This window comes from Peribacillus sp. FSL K6-5616 (assembly GCF_038008245.1).
In the GTDB taxonomy this organism is placed as follows: Bacteria; Bacillota; Bacilli; order Bacillales; family DSM-1321; genus Peribacillus; species Peribacillus frigoritolerans.
Genome location: NZ_JBBOYT010000001.1, coordinates 4,841,163 through 4,860,473, shown reverse-complemented (window position 1 = coordinate 4,860,473; position 19,311 = coordinate 4,841,163). Strand labels below are relative to the sequence as shown.

Genomic DNA, 19,311 nt, shown 5'->3' with positions numbered 1-19,311 from the left:
AAAAAATAATAAATTTTGATACAATCTAAGGAGGATATTTATAATGACAGGTTCAGTAGGTCTTCTTGCAGCAGCAATTGCAATTGGTTTAGCAGCACTAGGTGCAGGTATTGGTAATGGTCTTATCGTTTCAAGAACAGTAGAAGGTATCGCTCGTCAACCAGAAGCTCGCGGTATGCTTCAAACAACAATGTTCATCGGGGTAGGTTTAGTTGAGGCGATGCCTATCATCGCGGTAGTAATTGCGTTTATGGTATATGGTGGTTAATAGAACCTTCAAAAAGTTCAAAAATGGCGAAGTTCGTTCCATGTGAACCTTCGCCTTTCCTTTATGTCCACAATCCTGTTTTTATACAGTTTAAGAGCATAGTTTTCTAAAGTTCATATAATGAACGCTTTAAGAAGTGAAACTCGTGAAGGGAGTGAACCAAGCGTGTTAACAAGCAGCTTTGTACTTGGGTCAACGTCTCATGGCTTTAATGGCGGAGACATGTTATACCAATTAGTAATGTTTATCATTTTGTTAGCGTTGCTGAAGAAATTTGCATGGGGTCCTCTAATGGGCATCATGACTCAACGTGAAGAACATGTTGCAAATGAAATTCAAGCAGCTGAAGCTAGCAGACAAGAAGCACTTAAATATTTAGAAGAACAACGTGAAATCGTAAAACAATCTCGCACTGAAGCGGGACAACTTATAGAAAACGCAAAACTTCAAGGTGAAGCACAGCGTGAAGAGATCGTGAATCAAGCACGTCTTGAAGCTGAACGCGTCAAAGAAACAGCTAAGCGTGAAATCGTACAGGAAAAAGAAAAAGCCATTACGGCATTACGCGAGCAAGTGGCATCTTTATCCGTACTTATTGCTTCTAAAGTAATTGAAAAAGAACTATCCGAAGCAGATCAAGAGCAATTGATTAATGACTACATTCAAGAGGCAGGAGAAGGGAAATGAGCGATATAACAGTAGCAAAGCGTTATGCCGTTGCCCTTTTCCAAATTGCGAAAGAGCAAAATCTCATTAACCAACTTGAAGAAGAGCTTCGCATAGTGAATGAAGTTTTTACAAAAGATGATGAGCTATTAAGCTTCCTGGCTCATCCTAAAATGACTAAAGATGCAAAAGGCGCTTTGATTGCAAATGCATTTGCAAGCCTTTCTTCTTCCGTTCAAAACACTGTGATGCTGATGGTGGAGCGTCATCGTACAGATGAAGTGACAGCAATGGCACAAGAGTTCATTGAACTTGCGAATGAAGAAAACTCAGTAGCTGATGCAACGGTCTATACAGTACGTCCATTGACTGAAACGGAAGTGGAAGCTGTGTCTTCATCTTTTGCAGCAAAAATCGGCAAAAGAAATTTACGCATCACTAATATTACGGATAGCAATATCCTTGGCGGCATCAAATTACAAATCGGTAACCGCATTTATGACGGGACGATTAGCGGTAAGTTAGATCGCCTTAGCAAACAACTATTAGGTTAATATTCACAGATAGGGGTGAAATTCATGAGCATCAAAGCTGAAGAAATCAGTGCGCTGATTAAAAAGCAGATTGAAAACTATCAGTCGGAAATTAAAGTAAGCGATGTTGGTACGGTTATCACTGTTGGTGATGGTATCGCACGCGTTCATGGTTTAGATAATGCAATGTCTGGGGAGCTCTTAGAATTTTCCAATGGGTCAATGGGATTAGCACAAAACCTAGAGCAAAATAACGTAGGTGTTGTTATTCTTGGACCATTCAGAGACATTAAAGAAGGCAGTGAAGTACGCCGTACTGGCCGTATCATGGAAGTGCCAGTTGGAGAAGAATTAATCGGACGTGTCGTGAATCCGCTTGGGCAACCATTAGATGGCCTTGGCCCGATCGCTACGACAAAAACTCGTCCAATAGAAAGCCCTGCAACAGGTGTAATGGACCGTAAATCAGTACATGAACCTTTACAAACAGGTATTAAAGCAATCGATGCATTGGTTCCAATCGGTCGTGGACAACGTGAGTTAATCATCGGTGACCGTCAAACTGGTAAAACATCAGTTGCAATCGATACAATTCTTAACCAAGCTGACCAAGATATGATCTGTATCTATGTCGCTATCGGTCAAAAAGAATCAACGGTTCGTGGAACTGTTGAAACACTACGTAAAAATGGTGCTTTGGATTACACAATCGTTGTATCTGCATCAGCTTCTCAACCAGCACCACTTTTATACCTAGCTCCATATGCTGGTGTGACTATGGGTGAAGAGTTCATGTTCGCCGGCAAGCACGTTCTTGTGGTTTATGATGATCTTTCTAAACAAGCATCTGCATACCGTGAACTTTCCTTGCTACTTCGCCGTCCTCCAGGTCGTGAAGCATTCCCAGGGGATGTATTCTACTTGCACTCCCGTTTACTTGAGCGTGCAGCAAAATTGAATGACACTTTAGGTGCCGGTTCAATCACTGCGCTTCCATTTGTTGAAACACAAGCAGGCGACATCTCTGCTTACATTCCAACAAACGTAATTTCCATCACAGATGGACAAATCTTCTTACAATCCGATTTGTTCTTCTCAGGTGTACGTCCTGCGATTAACGCTGGTCTATCCGTATCCCGTGTTGGTGGATCTGCACAAATTAAAGCGATGAAAAAAGTTGCCGGTACATTACGTCTTGACTTGGCTTCATACCGTGAATTGGAAGCATTCTCTCAATTCGGTTCTGACCTTGATGCTGCTACACAAGCAAAACTTAACCGTGGTGCTCGTACAGTTGAAGTCCTTAAGCAAGATCTAAACAAACCGATCAAAGTAGAAAAACAAGTCATGATTTTCTATGCATTGACTAAAGGTCATTTAGATGATATTCCAGTATCGGATATCCTTCGTTTTGAAGAAGAGTACTATGTGTTCCTAGATCGTTCTCATCCGGAATTATTAGATCACATTCGCACAACAAAAGGTCTTCCTGAAGACGCTGCTATCGTTGCTGCAATTAACGAATTCAAAAAGAACTTCGTTATTTCCGAATAATAAGGTCTAACTAATTTATAAAGGGTGGTGAGAATGAATGGCCTCTTTACGCGATATTAAGTCTCGGATTACTTCAACGAAAAAGACGAGTCAAATTACAAAAGCGATGCAGATGGTATCTGCTTCTAAAATGAACCGTGCGGAAGCTAATGCTAAAGCATATGTTCCATATATGGAAAAAATTCAAGAAGTGGTATCCAGTATTGCGAACGGAAGCACGGATGCATCGCATCCAATGCTTACTTCACGTCCAGTTAAGAAAACCGGTTACTTGGTAATCACATCGGACCGTGGATTGGCTGGGGCATACAATAGTAGTATACTTCGCCACGTTCATAAAACCATTCTTGAACGCCATAAATCCAATGATGAGTTCGTCATTATCGCAATCGGAAGGGTTGGCCGTGATTTCTTTGTCAGCCGTAACATGAACGTAGAGCTTGAAGTAATTGGGGTTCCTGATCAGCCGTCTTTCGCTGACATTAGCTCCCTTGCAAAATCGACAGTGAATTTATATCTGAATGAGCTGTGTGATGAGCTTTATATGTACTATAACCATTATGTCAGCCCAATCCAGCAGGAGGTAACGGAAAAGCAAGTCCTTCCGTTAGCTGACTTCAATACTTCCAATGCAACATTGACTTCTTATGAATTTGAACCGAATGCAGAAGAAATCCTTGAGGTATTACTGCCTCAATACGCAGAAAGTTTGATTTATGGTGCTTTATTAGATGGTAAAGCAAGTGAGCACTCTGCACGTATGACTGCAATGAAAAATGCGACCGATAATGCAAAAGAGTTGATCGACTCACTTTCATTACAATATAACCGTGCACGTCAGGCAGCGATCACTCAAGAAATTACAGAGATTGTCGGCGGTGCAGCAGCTTTAGAATAAAATCATTAAAGGAGCGGTCGGCCCGGACGAAGCTTGGCCGTTCCATAAACTCGATAGTCGTTATAAGCAACGTTAGGAGGGAAAACGATGAATATAGGACGCGTTACTCAAGTTATGGGTCCGGTTGTTGACGTGAAATTCGAAGACGGACAACTTCCTAAGATCTATAACGCGTTAAGAATCGAAAATACAGCGTCTGGTACAGGACTAACTCTTGAAGTGGCCCTTCAACTAGGTGATAATACAGTTCGTACTGTAGCAATGTCTTCCACTGATGGTTTAACCCGTGGTGCAGAGACTGTTGATACAGGAGCTCCAATTTCAGTACCTGTAGGTGAAGTTACTCTAGGTCGTGTTTTCAACGTATTAGGGGAAAACATTGACCTATTCGAACCACTTACAGCAGAGGTGCGTCGTGATCCAATTCACAGACAAGCACCAACATTCGAGGAATTATCAACATCTGTTGAAATCCTTGAAACAGGTATTAAAGTAGTAGATTTACTTGCTCCTTACATCAAAGGTGGTAAAATCGGTCTCTTCGGTGGAGCCGGTGTTGGTAAAACTGTACTTATCCAAGAACTTATCAATAACATCGCACAAGAGCACGGCGGTATCTCGGTATTCGCTGGTGTAGGTGAGCGTACTCGTGAAGGTAATGACCTTTTCTACGAGATGACTGATTCTGGTGTTATTAAGAAAACAGCGATGGTATTCGGACAAATGAACGAGCCGCCAGGTGCACGTATGCGTGTTGCCCTAAGCGGTTTGACAATGGCTGAATATTTCCGTGACGAACAAGGACAAGACGTTCTTTTCTTCATCGATAACATCTTCCGTTTCACACAAGCAGGTTCTGAGGTTTCCGCCCTACTAGGACGTATGCCTTCAGCGGTTGGTTACCAACCAACTCTTGCTACTGAAATGGGTCAATTGCAAGAACGTATCACTTCAACAAATAAAGGTTCAGTTACATCCATTCAAGCGATCTATGTACCTGCCGATGACTATACGGATCCGGCTCCAGCTACAACTTTCGCTCACTTGGATGCAACAACTAACCTTGAGCGTAAACTTTCTGAAATGGGTATCTACCCTGCAGTTGATCCATTGGCGTCTTCTTCTCGTGCCCTTAGCCCAGAAATCGTTGGGGCTGAGCACTATAAAGTGGCTCGTCAAGTGCAATCGACTTTACAGAAATATAAAGAACTTCAAGATATTATTGCCATCTTGGGTATGGACGAATTAAGCGAAGACGAAAAAGTAATCGTTCAACGTGCTCGTAGAATTCAAAACTTCTTGTCACAAAACTTCCACGTGGCTGAACAATTCACTGGTCAAAAGGGATCTTATGTACCAGTTAAAGAAACAGTCCAAGGATTCAAAGATATCCTAGCTGGAAAATATGACGAACTTCCAGAAGATGCTTTCCGTCTAGTTGGCCGCATCGAAGAAGTTGTTGCTAAAGCAAAAGAAATGGCTTAATTAAAGGGACCTAGGAGGGAATGAAATGAAGACCATTAAAGTCAATGTTGTTACTCCCGATGGCCCAGTATATGATGCAGAAGTTGAAATGGTAAGCACTAAAGCTAAAAGCGGTGAGCTGGGAATCATGGCTGGACACGTTCCAACTGTAGCCCCGCTTACCATTGGTGCTGTCCGTCTTAAAAATGGAAGCAACACAGACTATGTAGCTGTAAATGGTGGCTTCTTAGAAGTTCGCCCTGATGTGGTAACCATTTTAGCTCAATCTGCTGAAAGAGCTGAAACTATCGATCTTGCACGTGCTCAAGCAGCAAAAGCCCGTGCTGAACAAAGATTGCAGAACAATGATGGATCAAATGATGCCAAAAGAGCTAATTTAGCGCTTAAACGTGCCATTAACCGAATCCAAATTGCAGAAATGCGATAACTTTAATTGTTGAAAACACCTGATCAAGCCATTCGTGGTAAGATCAGGTGTTTTTTTATCCTGAAGGTTTTTGAGGATCATTGACATGGAATATCGGAATTAGGAAAAAAAGGTCGAATTATAGGGTAAAGTATTTTCCATTTTAAACCCTAACTCGTCGACATGTTTTTATCCTAATGTTATAATGTATACGCTTACATTTATTGCTTCATACCCCCTCCTATCACGTAGCTTCTAAAAGATTGTTACCCTGCATAATATTTTATTACAGTATCCAAAAAGAAGACAGGCAAATTTAACTTCTATCCAGTTAACATGATTTATCCATAAAGGGAGATGAACATGGGACAGCTGCATATTTACCAAAATAATTATTTAATTGTATTTGTTTTCCTTTGTCTCGGTATTTTATTACCTGTGATCGCTTTATTTCTTGGTAGACTGCTAAGGCCTTATAAACCGACAGATATGAAATATACGACTTATGAAAGCGGAATCGATCCTTTTCAGGATTCAAGGGTTCAATTCAATGTCAGGTATTATCTATTCGGATTGATGTTCGTCATATTTGATGTAGAAACGGTTTTTCTTTACCCATGGGCGGTTGCCTATGATGAACTCGGACTGTTTGCATTGATTGAAATGCTGTTTTTTGTCGTGATCCTTATGCTAGGACTAATCTATGCTTGGAAAAAGAAGGTGTTAAAGTGGAATTGAAGTTGGATGAACTTACCCCTAAAGAAATGGAAGAAATGCGCCACAGTATTTTCTTATCCACACTTGAACAAATAAAAGGCTGGGCTAGAAGTAACTCACTCTGGCCAATGACTTTCGGTTTGGCATGTTGTGCAATTGAAATGATGGGTGTCGGCTCCTCTCATTATGATTTGGACCGATTTGGTTCTTTTTTTCGGACATCCCCCAGACAATCGGATGTCATGATTGTTTCAGGAACGGTAACGAAAAAAATGGCTCCAATAATAAGTAGATTATACGAACAAATGCCAGAACCGAAATGGGTTATTGCAATGGGCTCCTGTGCAACTGCTGGCGGGCCTTATGTTCACTCTTACTCAGTGGTCAAAGGGGTAGATCAAATTGTACCTGTCGATGTATATATACCGGGTTGTCCCCCAAACCCAGCTGCACTTATTTACGGGATCAATAAATTAAAAGAAAAAATCCGTTATGAGGCGAAAACCGGAAAGCGGGTGATATAGATGAGTGAAAAGGAAGACTTAGCGAAGCAAAAGGCAGAGGCCGCGGCCAAGGCAAAGGCCGTAGCACTGGCCCGAAAACAGGCGAAAGAAGAAGCGGCAGAAAAGCCGGAAGGTGAAATGGATATAGCGAAGGAAAAGGCGGCCGCCGCGGCCAAGGCGAAGGCAGCCGCATTGGCCAAAAAACAGGCGAAAGAAGAAGCGGCAGAAAAGCCGGAAGGTGAAATGGATATAGCGAAGCAAAAAGCAGAGGCAGCGGCCAAGGCGAAGGCAGCCGCATTGGCCCGGAAACAGGCGAAAGAAGAAACGGCAGAAAAGCCGGAAGGTGAAATGGATATAGCGAAGGAAAAGGCGGCGGCAGCGGCCAAGGCGAAGGCAGCGGCATTGGCCCGGAAACAGGCGAAAGCAGAAGCGGCAGAAAAGCCGGAAGGCGAAATGGATGCAGCGAAGCAAAAGGCGGCGGCAGCGGCAAAGGCGAAAGCAGCGGCATTGGCCCGAAAACAGGCGAAAGCAGAAGCGGCAGAAAAGCCGGAAGGCGAAATGGATGCAGCGAAGGAAAAGGCGGCGGCAGCGGCAAAGGCGAAAGCAGCGGCATTGGCCCGAAAACAAGCGAAAGCAGAAGCGGCAGAAAAGCCGGAGAGTGAATTGGATATAGCGAACGAAAAGGCGGCGGCAGCGGCCAAGGCGAAGGCAGCAGCCGCTGCCAAAGCGAAAGCGGCTGCTGCTGCGAAGAACAGGGCTGCTGTACAGGAAAGCGAGGAAGTTGACACCCCTAGCGAAATTTCCCCAAATCAGTCGAAACTTGATCAAATTGTTTCTGCTATTGAAAGCCATGTAGGACAAGGGGCATTATTAGAGAACTATATTAATAGACTATCAAAAGATGTACCCACTTTAGTGGCCAATCCGGATACATATTTTTCAATAGCCAAATTTCTGCGGTACGATGAACAGCTTGATTTTTCGTATTTATCGGAACTTCATGGTACGGATTTTGAATCCCATATGGAAATCTATGTACATTTACACTCATTCAAAATGAACCAATCAGTTGCCTTGAAGGTGAAGCTTGATAGGGATACTCCCGTTATCCCATCATTGGTCCCATTATGGTCAGGTGCCAATTGGCCAGAATGTGAGGCGTATGATTTATTGGGCATTAACTTTTATGAACACCCTGATTTAAAGCGGATTTTACTTGGGGAAGATTGGAAAGGGTATCCCCTTAGAAAAGATTATGAGCCTTATGATGTGGAGGTATAAGCCCTATGTTAAGGACGGAAGAAATGCTTCTCAATGTCGGGCCGCAGCATCCGAGTACACATGGTGTTTTTCGGCTTGTCATCAAGATTGACGGTGAGATTATCAAAGAGGCTACACCTGTCATTGGGTATCTGCATCGCGGTACGGAAAAACTAGCGGAAAATCTGCAATATACACAAATAATCCCATATACCGACCGGCTCGATTATCTGGCGGCAATGACAAATAATTATGTGCTTTGCCATGCTGTTGAGACGATGATGGGGGTGGAGATCCCTGAAAGGGCAGAATATTTGCGGGTCATCGCAATGGAATTGGGCAGAGTTGCAAGCCACCTCGTCTGGTGGGGTACATACTTGCTGGATATAGGTGCGACGAGTCCTTTCCTTTACGCATTCCGAGAACGTGAAATGATCGTTAATTTATTGACTGAATTGTCAGGGGCACGCCTAACATTCAATTATATGCGTGTCGGAGGTGTGAAATGGGATGCTCCTGAAGACTGGATTGCGAAGGTTGCCGAGTTTGTCCCTTATATGAGGGAGCAGCTTGCCGGTTACCATGAGCTTGTGACAGGGAATGAAATCTTTGTTAATCGGGTTAAAGGGGTGGGCATCTATACGAAGGAAGAAGCCTTGCAGTATTCGCTTAGCGGTGCCAACTTAAGGTGTACAGGTGTGAAGTGGGATTTACGGAAAAATGAACCATATTCCATTTATGACAGGTTCACATTCGATGTTCCTACAAGGGAAGAGGGTGATGCCTTTTCACGCTATCATTGTAGAATGGAAGAAATCGAAGAGTCACTGAAAATCATCGAGCAGGCGGTTGAGCAATTTCCAGAAGGGCCGGTCCTTGCTAAGGTCCCTAAAATAATAAAGGTTCCTAAGGGTGAGGCATTTGTCCGAATTGAATCACCAAGAGGGGAAATAGGCTGTTATATCGCGAGTGAAGGGAAAAAGGAGCCATACCGCTTGAAATTTCGCAGACCTTCGTTTTATAATCTGCAAATTCTTCCGAAATTATTGGAGGGGGAAAATATGGCGAACTTGATAACGATTTTAGGTGCAATCGATATCGTGTTAGGGGAGGTGGATGGATAAATGATCAAGGATCTTCTCCACTCCGCTCCAAGCCTACTGAATTTTGGCATTTTTTTTGGTTTGGCAGTCCTGCTCCTGTTTGTCGTATTAGGGTTTGTAACCTATGGAATCCTTTCAGAGCGTAAAATCATGGGATTCATGCAGATGCGTGTCGGCCCAAACCAAATTGGAGGGAAATGGGGTCTCTTGCAGACCGTTGCTGATGTTTTGAAACTTCTGATCAAGGAAGATACGATACCCAAGAAAGCTGATAAGCCGTTATATATTTTAGCTCCGGTAATTGCTTTTGCTCCCGCTTTCATGGTCCTTGCCACCTTGCCGTTCACCGATGCCTTCCAATTTGCTGATATAGGTGTCGGACTGCTTTATTATATGGCGATTTCCGGCATATCTACCATCGGCATCGTCACTGCAGGTTGGGCATCCAATAATAAGTATTCTTTGATTGGCGGAATGAGGGCAGCCGCGCAAATGATATCTTATGAGATCCCTTTGGTGATGTCGCTAGTGGGCATCGTCCTCATAACAGGCAGTTTAAACTTGAATGATATAGTTGCAGCCCAGGAAAAGGTTTGGTTCATTTTTCTTCAGCCGGTTGCGTTCATCGTGTTTTTCATTGCATCGGTTGCCGAGTTGAACAGGGTTCCTTTTGACCTTCCGGAAGCGGAATCCGAACTTGTTGCAGGCTATCATGTTGAATACTCTGGATTTCGCTGGGCCTTCTTTATGTTATCCGAATATGTGTATATGTTTGCAATGGCAACGCTAACCACTGTATTATTTTTAGGAGGATGGAATTCTATTCCGTTTTTGGATTTTATTCCGGCGGCCATCTGGTTTGGTCTGAAGTTCAGTGCCGTATTCTATATATTGGTCTGGATCCGTGTAACCTTTCCTCGTATAAGGGCTGATCAATTGATGGAATTCGGATGGAAAGTGCTGCTCCCGGTTGCATTGGCAAATATATTTTTGACGGCACTAATAAAAGAATTGCTTAACCTTTTTTAGAAACTTAAGCTGGTCGGAAAGCGAGGGATTTATATGCTTGGTTTAGCAAAAGGTTTAACCTATACATTAAAGAACTTGACGAGGAAAAAAGTGACCTATGACTACCCGAATGAGCCGCTTCCGCTCCCTGACCGATTTCGCGGAATCCAAAAATTCTATCCTGAAAAGTGTATAGTATGCAATCAATGCGTGACGATTTGTCCAACGGATTGTATTCAATTAACTGGTAAGAAACATCCGGACCCGTCGAAAAAAGGGAAAATCATCGATACGTATGACATCAATTTCGAGATTTGCATTTTATGTGATTTATGTACGGAGGTCTGCCCTACAGAAGCGATCGTGATGACGAATCAATTCGAGCTGGCCGAGTATAGCCGTGATCATCTATTTAAAAACCTGGAGTGGCTGGATGAAAATGATGAAAATATCCGGAAGGTGAATAAAGTATGAGTTTGTCGGGTGAATTAATTGCCTTTATTGGTTTGGCACTTGTCGCGATAGTTGGCGGGGTGTTGCTGATTACCTTAACAAAAGTGGTGCACATGGTTATCGCACTTGTTTTTACTTTCTTGGGCATTGCAGGCATTTATATGTTGCTTTCGGCAGAGTTTGTCGCCATTGTCCAAATCCTTATTTATTCAGGGGCAATTACGATCGTGATGCTATTCGGGATTATGCTGACAAAACACCAGGAAAATGATGCACCGGCTAAAGGGGGCTGGGGGAATTTCTCCTTGCTGGCAGCGATTGCAGGATTTGCCGTAGCGGTGTATCTTGGGATTTATAATCTGGATATACCTGTACAGCCAACGGCGTTGCATGAGGAAAATACAAAGCAAATAGGAATCGAACTTTTTTCAAAATATGTAATTCCATTTGAAGTGATGTCGGTACTCCTGCTTGTTGCTTTAGTCGGTGCCATCGTATTGGCTAAAAAAGATGATGAGGAGGGAGATCGATCATGACGGGAGTCCCTTTGTCGGCTTACCTTGTATTGGCACTCGTTTTGTTTTGTATAGGGCTGTATGGTGCCTTGACGAAAAGAAATGCGGTCATTGTTTTGATTTCAATCGAGCTGATGCTGAACGCTGCAAATATCAATTTAGTGGCCTTCAGTAAATTCGGGGTAACGCCATCCATAACGGGTCAAGTTTTTTCCTTATTCACGATTACGATCGCTGCAGCCGAGGCGGCTGTAGGGCTGGCCATACTAATGTCCCTTTATCGCAATCGTAAGACGGTCAATGTCGATGAAATGGAAATGATGAAGAATTGAAGGTTTATATAATTGAAGAAGGGGATTTGATACGATGATGGAGCACGCATGGCTCATACCGATCTTTCCACTCGTCACGTTTCTGGTTCTGCTTCTATCAGGCGGGCGGTTGCGGGAACGAGGGGCTTTTATAGGAATAATATGTACAGTGGCTTCGTTCGTTTTATCGTTGCTTGTCCTGATCGAGCGATTTAAAGAACCTACTTATAATATATCGATAGATTGGCTTTCCTTCGGAGGGACGCAACTTTCAGCTGGATTCGAAATCAATCAGCTCAATGCCTTGATGCTTGTGGTCGTTTCCCTTGTCAGCCTGCTTGTCCAGATATATTCGAAGGGGTATATGAAGGGTGAAGTGCGATTCTCCATTTTTTATGCTTATCTGGGCTTCTTCACCTTTGCCATGCTTGGACTAGTCATGGCACCCAATTTATTACAACTTTATATCTTCTGGGAATTGGTCGGGGTGGGGTCTTTCCTGCTCATTGGTTTTTACTTTTATAAATTGGAAGCTAAGGCTGCGGCGAAGAAGGCATTCATCATGACCAGGATTGGGGATGTAGGGCTATTAATCGGCATCATTCTTCTATTCTGGGAAACAGGCAGCTTTGAATATGGCGAGATCTTTAAAGCCGTTCAGTCGGGCGTGATATCAAGTGAAAAACTGACATTAATCGCTATTTTGATTTTTATCGGTGCGGTTGGGAAGTCTGGACAATTTCCACTTCACACATGGCTTCCGGATGCAATGGAAGGCCCGACTCCGGTTTCCGCATTGATACACGCAGCAACCATGGTTGCTGCAGGGGTATACCTGGTGGCGGCCATGTTTCCGTTATTCATGGCTAGTTCTGCTGCGATGCAGGTAGTGGCCATAACAGGTGGGATTACAGCCATATTTGCCGCAAGCATTGCCATAGTGCAAAAGGATGTTAAGCGTGTATTGGCCTATTCGACCATCTCTCAGCTTGGTTTTATGATGCTTGCTTTGGGTACTTCGGGATATGTGGCCGGGGTGTTTCATTTAATGACCCATGCCTTTTTTAAAGCTTTGCTGTTTTTGGCAGCAGGCAGTGTTATTCACGCTATACATACACAGGATATGGAAAAAATGGGCGGATTATGGCGTAAGTTGAATTGGACCGGTCCGCTGTTCTTGACTGGCACGTTGGCGATATCGGGGTTTCCGTTGCTCTCGGGCTTTTTCAGTAAAGATGAAATTCTAATGGCAGCTTGGGAGAATGGTAGTTATATATTGTTTGGTCTAGCGGTGGTTACCTCCTTTTTAACTGCGTTTTATATGTTCCGGCTGTTTTTCATGATGTTTGCAGGCGATTCACGCAGTCAAGCAGAACAGGTCAAGGAATCACCTTTCATCATGCTAATTCCCATGCTTGCATTGGCTTTGCTTGCTGTAATCGGTGGGTATATCCAAACACCGTGGTTTGGAACTTTTCTTGGGGAGTGGCTTGTGGAGGGAAATGAAGCTCTTCTAGGCGCCAGCCATAGTGAGGGGCCCGTTTGGATAATGTTGATGGCCGTGCTTGTGTCGCTGGCCGGGATTTACCTTGCTTATATGATATACGTTAAAAAGAAGTTATCTCGGGAATGGCTTGTCAAAGAAAACTCCGAGGTATATAGGATTTTGGAAAATAAGTATTACATTGATGAGATTTATCATTTTACTGCAGGCTATGCAATCAAAGGCTTTAGTATATTCCTATCTTATATTGAAAGGTTCATTGTCGGTGGCCTTGTTTCCACTGTAACAAGTTCAATAGAAGGATTGGGGAAAATAGGGTCTAAACTGCAAACGGGACAGGTACAGCAATATGGCATGATAGCCTTTCTGGGACTTGCGGTACTGTTGGTGATTTTTGCAGTAACTGGGGGGTATCTAAGATGAATGTCTATTTGCTCTCGCTTTTAGTGTTTTCACCGCTGCTGGGCATCGTGATGGTTGCCCTCATGCCGAAAAAAGAGGAAAGGACGATTAAACAATTTGGTTTTTTCGGAACACTGCCTCCCCTTTTCCTATCATTCTTTCTTTGCAGCCAATATTATTCGGATGTGGCCCTATCCATATTTGACATTAAGTTGAATTGGATCAGGTTTGGAAATTTGGAGATGTATGATCCCAAGCTCTTCACGGTTGATTTTGAGTTGGGGCTGGATGGCTTAAGTCTCATCTTCATATTACTGACAACAATCATTTCATCACTGGCCGCAATCGCATCCATTTATATAAAAAAAGAATGGAAAGGGTATTATTTATTATTTTTGATCCTGGAGATGGGAATGCTCGGTGTCTTCACGGCAGAAAATTTGATCCTTTTTTTCATCTTTTTCGAAATGACTTTGATTTCTGCTTTCTTTTTAATTGGCAGATGGGGCTTTCTGGAGAGGGAGAAAGCTTCTTATAGTTTTCTGATCTATAATGGCATTGGTTCGGCTGTTTTATTGGTGGCCATTTTGATTTTGTTTGCCAGGACAGGTACGACCAACATTGCAGCATTGACACAGATGATGACAATGGGCGGCGTTTCGCTTTTTGCACCCATATCCGGTTCGATGAAATATGGTTTATGTCTTGCATTTCTCGTGGCATTTGCGATAAAGCTGCCGGTCTTTCCCTTTCATAGCTGGATGGTGCGGGTCCATGCAGAAGCACCCCCATCCATAGTCATGATACATGCCGGTGTCTTATTGAAAATTGGGGCGTACGGAATCATCCGGTTTGGAATGGGGATATTTCCTGAACAATATAAAAGCTTGGCCTTTACCATTGTCCTATTTGGGGTCCTCAGTTTTTTATATGGTGCTTTTCTGGCATTGGTACAAACGGATTTCAAGCTTGTTTTAGCCTACTCATCAATCTCGCATATGGGTATCGTCATGATGGGGCTGGGAGCCTTGAATGAAGCGGGCATTCAGGGAGCTATTTTTCAAGTCATCTCACACGGGCTAATTGCTGCTTTGTTGTTTTTCTTGGTGGGAGTGTTGTATGAACGTACAGGAACCACGATGCTTCCTAAGCTTGGAGGGCTGGCCAAGTCGATGCCGATTTTTTCAGGGTTTATGTTAGCTTGCGGAATGGCTTCACTCGGTTTGCCTGGCATGTCCGGCTTCATCAGTGAATTCATGGTATTTCTTGGCTTATTCAAGAGTCAGCCGATGCTTGCGGCAATAGGGGTGATCGGGCTGGTATTAACCGCTGTTTATGTACTGAGGGCGGTCATGCTTATGACTTTCGGGAAAAATGATAGCTTGATAGAAAAAGAGAAATGGGACATAAGGGGCTGGGAGTTTTTTCCGGCGTTGGTTCTTCTCAGTTTGATAATATCTGTTGGGGTATACCCAAATTTGTTAGGCGGGCCTCTTCAAGGAACGATTGAAGCCATGATGCTTGCTCTAGGGGGGCGATGAAGGATGGATTGGAACACGATGCTTTCTTATGATTGGGGAGCGATGATGCCTGAATTCATCATTCTTGGAACGACCATGATTCTTTCGATACTGGATTTATTCTGGCCGAAGCACTTTAATCGGAGAAAACTGGCATGGCTCGCGCTAACCGGAATCATTTTGGCATGTTTGTCACTGATTAGCCTGCTATCCTTTGAGACAGTCAGTATCTTATCCGATACGTTTCGTTTAGATTCATTTGCAAAAGCTTTTAAGCTGCTACTCTTATTCGGAGCGGCCCTGATCATCCTTCTGGCTGAAGGATATGAACCGAAAGAGGGGCTGCGGGAGCACCGGGGGGAATTTTATTATCTGTTCCTGACCGCTTTGCTTGGAGCGATGGTCATGTCCTCAAGCGGTGATTTGATCACGCTGTTCGTTGGACTGGAACTTCTTTCACTTTCATCTTATATATTAGTCGGAATGCGCAAGCATGATCGGAAGTCCAACGAAGCGTCCATGAAGTATGTGATAAACGGAGGCATTTCCACAGCAATCACTTTATTCGGGATGAGCTATTTATATGGAGTGACCGGTTCCGTCAATCTAGGCGAAATGAGCAGGACGATGGCTGCGATGACGGACGGGCAGCTGCAATACATCATGGGGCTCGCTTTCTTCATGGTATTTGTCGGTGTATCCTTCAAGATAGCTGCCGCACCGTTTCATATGTGGGCGCCGGATGTCTATGAAGGGGCACCGACACCGGTCGCAGCCTTCTTGAGCGTAATTTCGAAAATGGCGGGTTTCGTCATCATCCTGCGCCTTTTTCTTTCGTTGTTCCTAACAGCTTCCGGTGATACGTTCGGGGCGCTCGATTTTTTGGATAAAAATAATATTTATATAGCTTCATTGGCGGGGCTGACGATCATCATTGGAAATGTGGTTGCGTTAAGGCAGCAAAATTTAAAACGAATGTTTGCCTATTCAAGCATCGCCCATGCGGGTTACCTGCTTGTGGCGGTGGCAACATTGGGCGGGGGATATTTCCTCCTGGATACTGTCTGGTTTTACCTAACGGCTTATGTATTAATGAATATCGGTGTATTTGCAGTCATTCAGCTGCTTTCCAGTCAAAGTGGGTCCGAAGATATCAGCATTCTTGCAGGACTGGGGAGGAAATCCCCGTATCTTGCCATGGCATTCACCGTATTCATCCTGTCGCTTGCTGGAATTCCCGGGACGACAGGTTTCATAGGCAAGCTCAATATTTTTCTTGGGACATTCATAACGGAGCCTGGACATTTCGTCCTTGCGGGAATCATGATTGCAGGTACCATTGTGTCCTATGTGTATTATTTCGGATTATTGGTGCAGGTCTTTTTCCGACCGATTCATTCAGAGAAGGTCATTAAAATCCGTCCGGGTCTTTACGCCGTGTTGATCATATGCGTAATAGGCACCATACTTTTCGGGGTGGCGCCCAATATTGCCTTTGATTTTATTCATGATCAATTTGGTGATTTTACAGACTTTATTTCGAGTAAATGATATAATGCCTGTATCAGAGGCTTGTTCCATTGGATCAAGCCTCTATTTACAGTTTTAAAAAGATATTTTGCAATTCTTCCTTTTTAATTCCAAATATGAAGGGGTTTTGTGTTAGAATAGAATTCGGGTGTCTTTTAGGAGGTATGTACATGTTTTCAGCAATGGGACAGCAGGCTTTAACAGGAATAATTGCACACTTGTTTTTCATTGCAGTTACCTGGTGGGCTTTACAGGCATTACATTTTGATAAAATGTTAAGATCCAATTCGGTCATCAAGGCCAGGGTATTATATATTTTATTAACGGTTGCCATCGGTTCAGTTGTAAGTAATTTCTTCCTCGACTACCTGGGATTTGCAAACCAACTTCCGTATATGTTTAGTAATGACTGATATGCTGTAAGACTTTTCTTATAGCAAAATATGATTCTACTCTTGCATTCGCTATTGCTTCCTTCAAGTTTAAGGGGAAGGTGTCACCAATTGTCGGAAAAATCGAAGTATGATCTCTCTCCTTATGGAAAGAATGTGTAAAAGGGGAGGGATTTAACATGTATTTTTTAAATAAAAAAATGTTAACATACATAGTATTTCTCGGTTTGATGGTGATTTTAATTGGGAATAGTACGATTGTGGCAGAAAGTAAACCAGATATAGTTAAAATGGTGGGACTGTTACAGGAAGATAAAGATTTAGACATAGGGGATTGGTCTGTACTCACTAGAGAAATAAATAAAGAGATTACAACTAAACAAGAGTTTGAAAGCGAAGTTACAGCTTTAAAACGAAAATACCCTCAATTTCAATGGCACCGGAAAGATGATGCTTCCGGCTGGAAGGCTGAGGCGTTAACTTACAATGTCGATTCAGGTCTGACCGAGTCTATCAAAATAATGACAACGGAAGAGAAATTTGATAAAGTTACCTATGTTATTTACGAAGTGAAGGGGAAAAAGTGGAAGAAAGCCAATAATGCCTTTTTTACCGCTACGTTCCAAAACAGGGTGAATGACCTATTTATAGGAACTCCTTCAATTTTTTCTTGTATTAAAGGGTCTATCAATGATAATATGGATTCGGTTTTAAACTCTAAAACTGAAGACCTGTTAGATATGTTCCAAGCAAGGGAAATTGAGAGTGTGCACGAAACAAACTTTACATCTATATCTGCACATTCAACTTTGTTTAAACAACCTTTGACAAAAGAAAAATTAAATTTGCAGTTTGGGCTACGGACAGAAGGATTGGGTGACCGAACGAACTTTGTAGTTGGCACACCAATCATAACGTTTGAATATTAATATAGAGAAAATGGACGCGGAGGGGAATACTTTTGGAAAAAATCATCGTCCGCGGCGGAAAAAGGCTTAGCGGGACAGTTAAAGTAGAAGGTGCTAAAAACGCCGTTTTGCCAGTTATCGCTGCAACATTATTAGCAAGTGATGGGAAAAGTATCATTAAAGATGTTCCTACGCTCTCCGATGTATATACAATCAATGAAGTATTGCGCAACTTAAATGCAGATGTTGCCTTTCATGACAATCAAGTAACTGTAGATGCATCAAGAGAGTTATTAGAAGAAGCACCATTTGAATATGTACGTAAAATGAGAGCTTCCGTTTTAGTGATGGGCTCATTACTGGCAAGGAATGGCCGGGCCCGCGTTGCTCTTCCTGGTGGCTGTGCCATCGGATCACGTCCTATCGACCAGCATTTAAAGGGCTTTGAAGCGATGGGAGCAAAAGTGAAGGTCGGCAATGGTTTCATTGATGCCGAGGTAGAAGGCAGACTTAAGGGTGCAAGAGTGTATCTTGACTTCCCAAGTGTTGGTGCCACCGAAAACATCATGATGGCTGCTACGCTTGCTGAAGGTATTACGATTCTTGAAAATGTGGCCAAAGAGCCTGAAATTGTAGATCTTGCGAATCTCCTTAATAAAATGGGTGCCAAAGTCAGAGGTGCCGGTACTGGTACGATGAGAATCGAAGGTGTCGATAAATTATATGGCACTGAACATACGATTATACCTGACCGTATCGAAGCTGGTACATTCATGACAGCGGCCGCTCTTACTGGCGGCAATGTTCTTGTTCAAGGAGCTGTACCTGAACACCTTACTTCCCTTATTGCTAAAATGGAGGAAATGGGCGTTAAAATTCTTGAAGAAGAAGATGGATTACGCGTTATCGGTCCAAAAACCTTGAAGGCCATTGACATCAAAACAATGCCGCATCCTGGTTTCCCGACTGATATGCAATCGCAAATGATGGCATTATTACTGCGTGCTGAAGGAACAAGTATGATTACGGAGACCGTTTTCGAAAACCGTTTCATGCATGTTGAAGAATTCCGTCGCATGAATGCCAATATAAAAATAGAAGGCCGTTCCGTTATCGTTAATGGTCCAACTAACATTCAAGGTGCTGAAGTAGCTGCAACAGATTTACGTGCCGCGGCAGCGCTCATCCTGACTGGATTGGTTGCAGATGGCATTACACGTGTTACAGAATTGAAGCATCTTGACAGAGGTTACGTGAATTTCCATGGTAAATTGGCATCTCTAGGTGCTGATGTGGAACGTATTAACGAAGATGTGCCTGCTGAAACAAAAAAAATTGCAGATTTAAACGCATAAGTAGCTTATAAAACCATTCA

At 43.1% G+C, this 19,311-nt stretch carries 21 protein-coding genes; all 21 read left to right on the top strand.

The features are described 5' to 3' along the window. Nucleotides 1-43 precede the first annotated feature (43 nt). The 21 genes from atpE to murA all read left to right on the top strand — a co-directional run bounded on the left by atpE (nt 44) and on the right by murA (nt 19,291). Nucleotides 44-268: a F0F1 ATP synthase subunit C gene (atpE, locus tag MHB45_RS23590; RefSeq protein WP_048685857.1), complete on the top strand. Its 225-nt coding sequence runs from the start codon at nt 44-46 to the stop codon at nt 266-268. Nucleotides 269-433: 165 nt separating this feature from the next. Further along, the gene (gene atpF / locus MHB45_RS23585) at nt 434-955 is read left to right on the top strand and encodes a F0F1 ATP synthase subunit B (protein WP_048685855.1); all 522 of its coding nucleotides are present in this window, start codon (nt 434-436) and stop codon (nt 953-955) included. After that, on the top strand, nt 952-1,488 hold the full coding sequence (locus MHB45_RS23580) for a F0F1 ATP synthase subunit delta (protein WP_072272231.1): 537 nt from the start codon (nt 952-954) through the stop codon (nt 1,486-1,488). Before atpF ends, MHB45_RS23580 begins: the two co-directional genes overlap by 4 nt. A gap of 24 nt (nt 1,489-1,512) precedes the next feature. After that, nucleotides 1,513-3,021, top strand: a complete 1,509-nt coding sequence (gene atpA / locus MHB45_RS23575) for a F0F1 ATP synthase subunit alpha (protein ID WP_048685849.1) — start codon at nt 1,513-1,515, stop codon at nt 3,019-3,021. A 37-nt stretch (nt 3,022-3,058) separates the two neighbouring features. Further along, nucleotides 3,059-3,919 (top strand): F0F1 ATP synthase subunit gamma, encoded by an 861-nt coding sequence (locus tag MHB45_RS23570; RefSeq protein WP_340908117.1) that lies wholly within the window; start codon nt 3,059-3,061, stop codon nt 3,917-3,919. 87 nt (nt 3,920-4,006) lie between these two features. Beyond that, the gene (gene atpD, locus MHB45_RS23565; protein ID WP_048685843.1) at nt 4,007-5,404 is read left to right on the top strand and encodes a F0F1 ATP synthase subunit beta; all 1,398 of its coding nucleotides are present in this window, start codon (nt 4,007-4,009) and stop codon (nt 5,402-5,404) included. 25 nt (nt 5,405-5,429) lie between these two features. After that, complete coding sequence (locus MHB45_RS23560; RefSeq protein ID WP_048685840.1) at nt 5,430-5,831, top strand: F0F1 ATP synthase subunit epsilon; 402 nt, start codon at nt 5,430-5,432, stop codon at nt 5,829-5,831. Between the two features lie 342 nt (nt 5,832-6,173). Beyond that, nucleotides 6,174-6,548, top strand: coding sequence for an NADH-quinone oxidoreductase subunit A (locus MHB45_RS23555; RefSeq protein ID WP_048685838.1), 375 nt, complete (start codon nt 6,174-6,176; stop codon nt 6,546-6,548). A gap of 26 nt (nt 6,549-6,574) precedes the next feature. Then, a complete protein-coding gene (locus tag MHB45_RS23550; protein WP_170946902.1) occupies nt 6,575-7,051 on the top strand; it encodes a NuoB/complex I 20 kDa subunit family protein in 477 nt (158 codons plus the stop codon). Beyond that, a complete protein-coding gene (locus MHB45_RS23545; RefSeq protein ID WP_072272232.1) occupies nt 7,052-8,311 on the top strand; it encodes an NADH-quinone oxidoreductase subunit C in 1,260 nt (419 codons plus the stop codon). Between the two features lie 5 nt (nt 8,312-8,316). Further along, nucleotides 8,317-9,414, top strand: a complete 1,098-nt coding sequence (locus MHB45_RS23540; protein ID WP_048685832.1) for an NADH-quinone oxidoreductase subunit D — start codon at nt 8,317-8,319, stop codon at nt 9,412-9,414. Continuing rightward, entirely contained in the window at nt 9,415-10,422 is a 1,008-nt protein-coding gene (nuoH, locus tag MHB45_RS23535; protein ID WP_048685830.1) for an NADH-quinone oxidoreductase subunit NuoH, read from the top strand. It abuts the gene before it with no gap. A 33-nt stretch (nt 10,423-10,455) separates the two neighbouring features. Beyond that, the gene (gene nuoI, locus MHB45_RS23530; RefSeq protein ID WP_048685828.1) at nt 10,456-10,875 is read left to right on the top strand and encodes an NADH-quinone oxidoreductase subunit NuoI; all 420 of its coding nucleotides are present in this window, start codon (nt 10,456-10,458) and stop codon (nt 10,873-10,875) included. Then, nucleotides 10,872-11,390: an NADH-quinone oxidoreductase subunit J gene (locus MHB45_RS23525; protein ID WP_048685826.1), complete on the top strand. Its 519-nt coding sequence runs from the start codon at nt 10,872-10,874 to the stop codon at nt 11,388-11,390. Before nuoI ends, MHB45_RS23525 begins: the two co-directional genes overlap by 4 nt. Continuing rightward, a complete protein-coding gene (gene nuoK / locus MHB45_RS23520) occupies nt 11,387-11,701 on the top strand; it encodes an NADH-quinone oxidoreductase subunit NuoK (RefSeq protein WP_034315785.1) in 315 nt (104 codons plus the stop codon). Before MHB45_RS23525 ends, nuoK begins: the two co-directional genes overlap by 4 nt. A gap of 34 nt (nt 11,702-11,735) precedes the next feature. Further along, nucleotides 11,736-13,607 carry an NADH-quinone oxidoreductase subunit L gene (gene nuoL, locus MHB45_RS23515; protein ID WP_072272233.1) on the top strand — a complete coding sequence of 624 codons (1,872 nt, stop codon included), beginning with the start codon at nt 11,736-11,738 and terminating at the stop codon, nt 13,605-13,607. Further along, on the top strand, nt 13,604-15,127 hold the full coding sequence (locus MHB45_RS23510) for a complex I subunit 4 family protein (RefSeq protein ID WP_072272234.1): 1,524 nt from the start codon (nt 13,604-13,606) through the stop codon (nt 15,125-15,127). The genes nuoL and MHB45_RS23510 overlap by 4 nt, the downstream gene beginning before the upstream one ends. A gap of 3 nt (nt 15,128-15,130) precedes the next feature. After that, nucleotides 15,131-16,657, top strand: a complete 1,527-nt coding sequence (nuoN, locus tag MHB45_RS23505; protein ID WP_340908116.1) for an NADH-quinone oxidoreductase subunit NuoN — start codon at nt 15,131-15,133, stop codon at nt 16,655-16,657. A gap of 149 nt (nt 16,658-16,806) precedes the next feature. Further along, nucleotides 16,807-17,049 carry a DUF1146 family protein gene (locus tag MHB45_RS23500; protein WP_034315776.1) on the top strand — a complete coding sequence of 81 codons (243 nt, stop codon included), beginning with the start codon at nt 16,807-16,809 and terminating at the stop codon, nt 17,047-17,049. Nucleotides 17,050-17,207: 158 nt separating this feature from the next. After that, nucleotides 17,208-17,957: a YwmB family TATA-box binding protein gene (locus MHB45_RS23495; protein WP_048685820.1), complete on the top strand. Its 750-nt coding sequence runs from the start codon at nt 17,208-17,210 to the stop codon at nt 17,955-17,957. A gap of 32 nt (nt 17,958-17,989) precedes the next feature. Continuing rightward, nucleotides 17,990-19,291, top strand: coding sequence for a UDP-N-acetylglucosamine 1-carboxyvinyltransferase (gene murA / locus MHB45_RS23490; RefSeq protein WP_034315774.1), 1,302 nt, complete (start codon nt 17,990-17,992; stop codon nt 19,289-19,291). Nucleotides 19,292-19,311 lie beyond the last annotated feature (20 nt).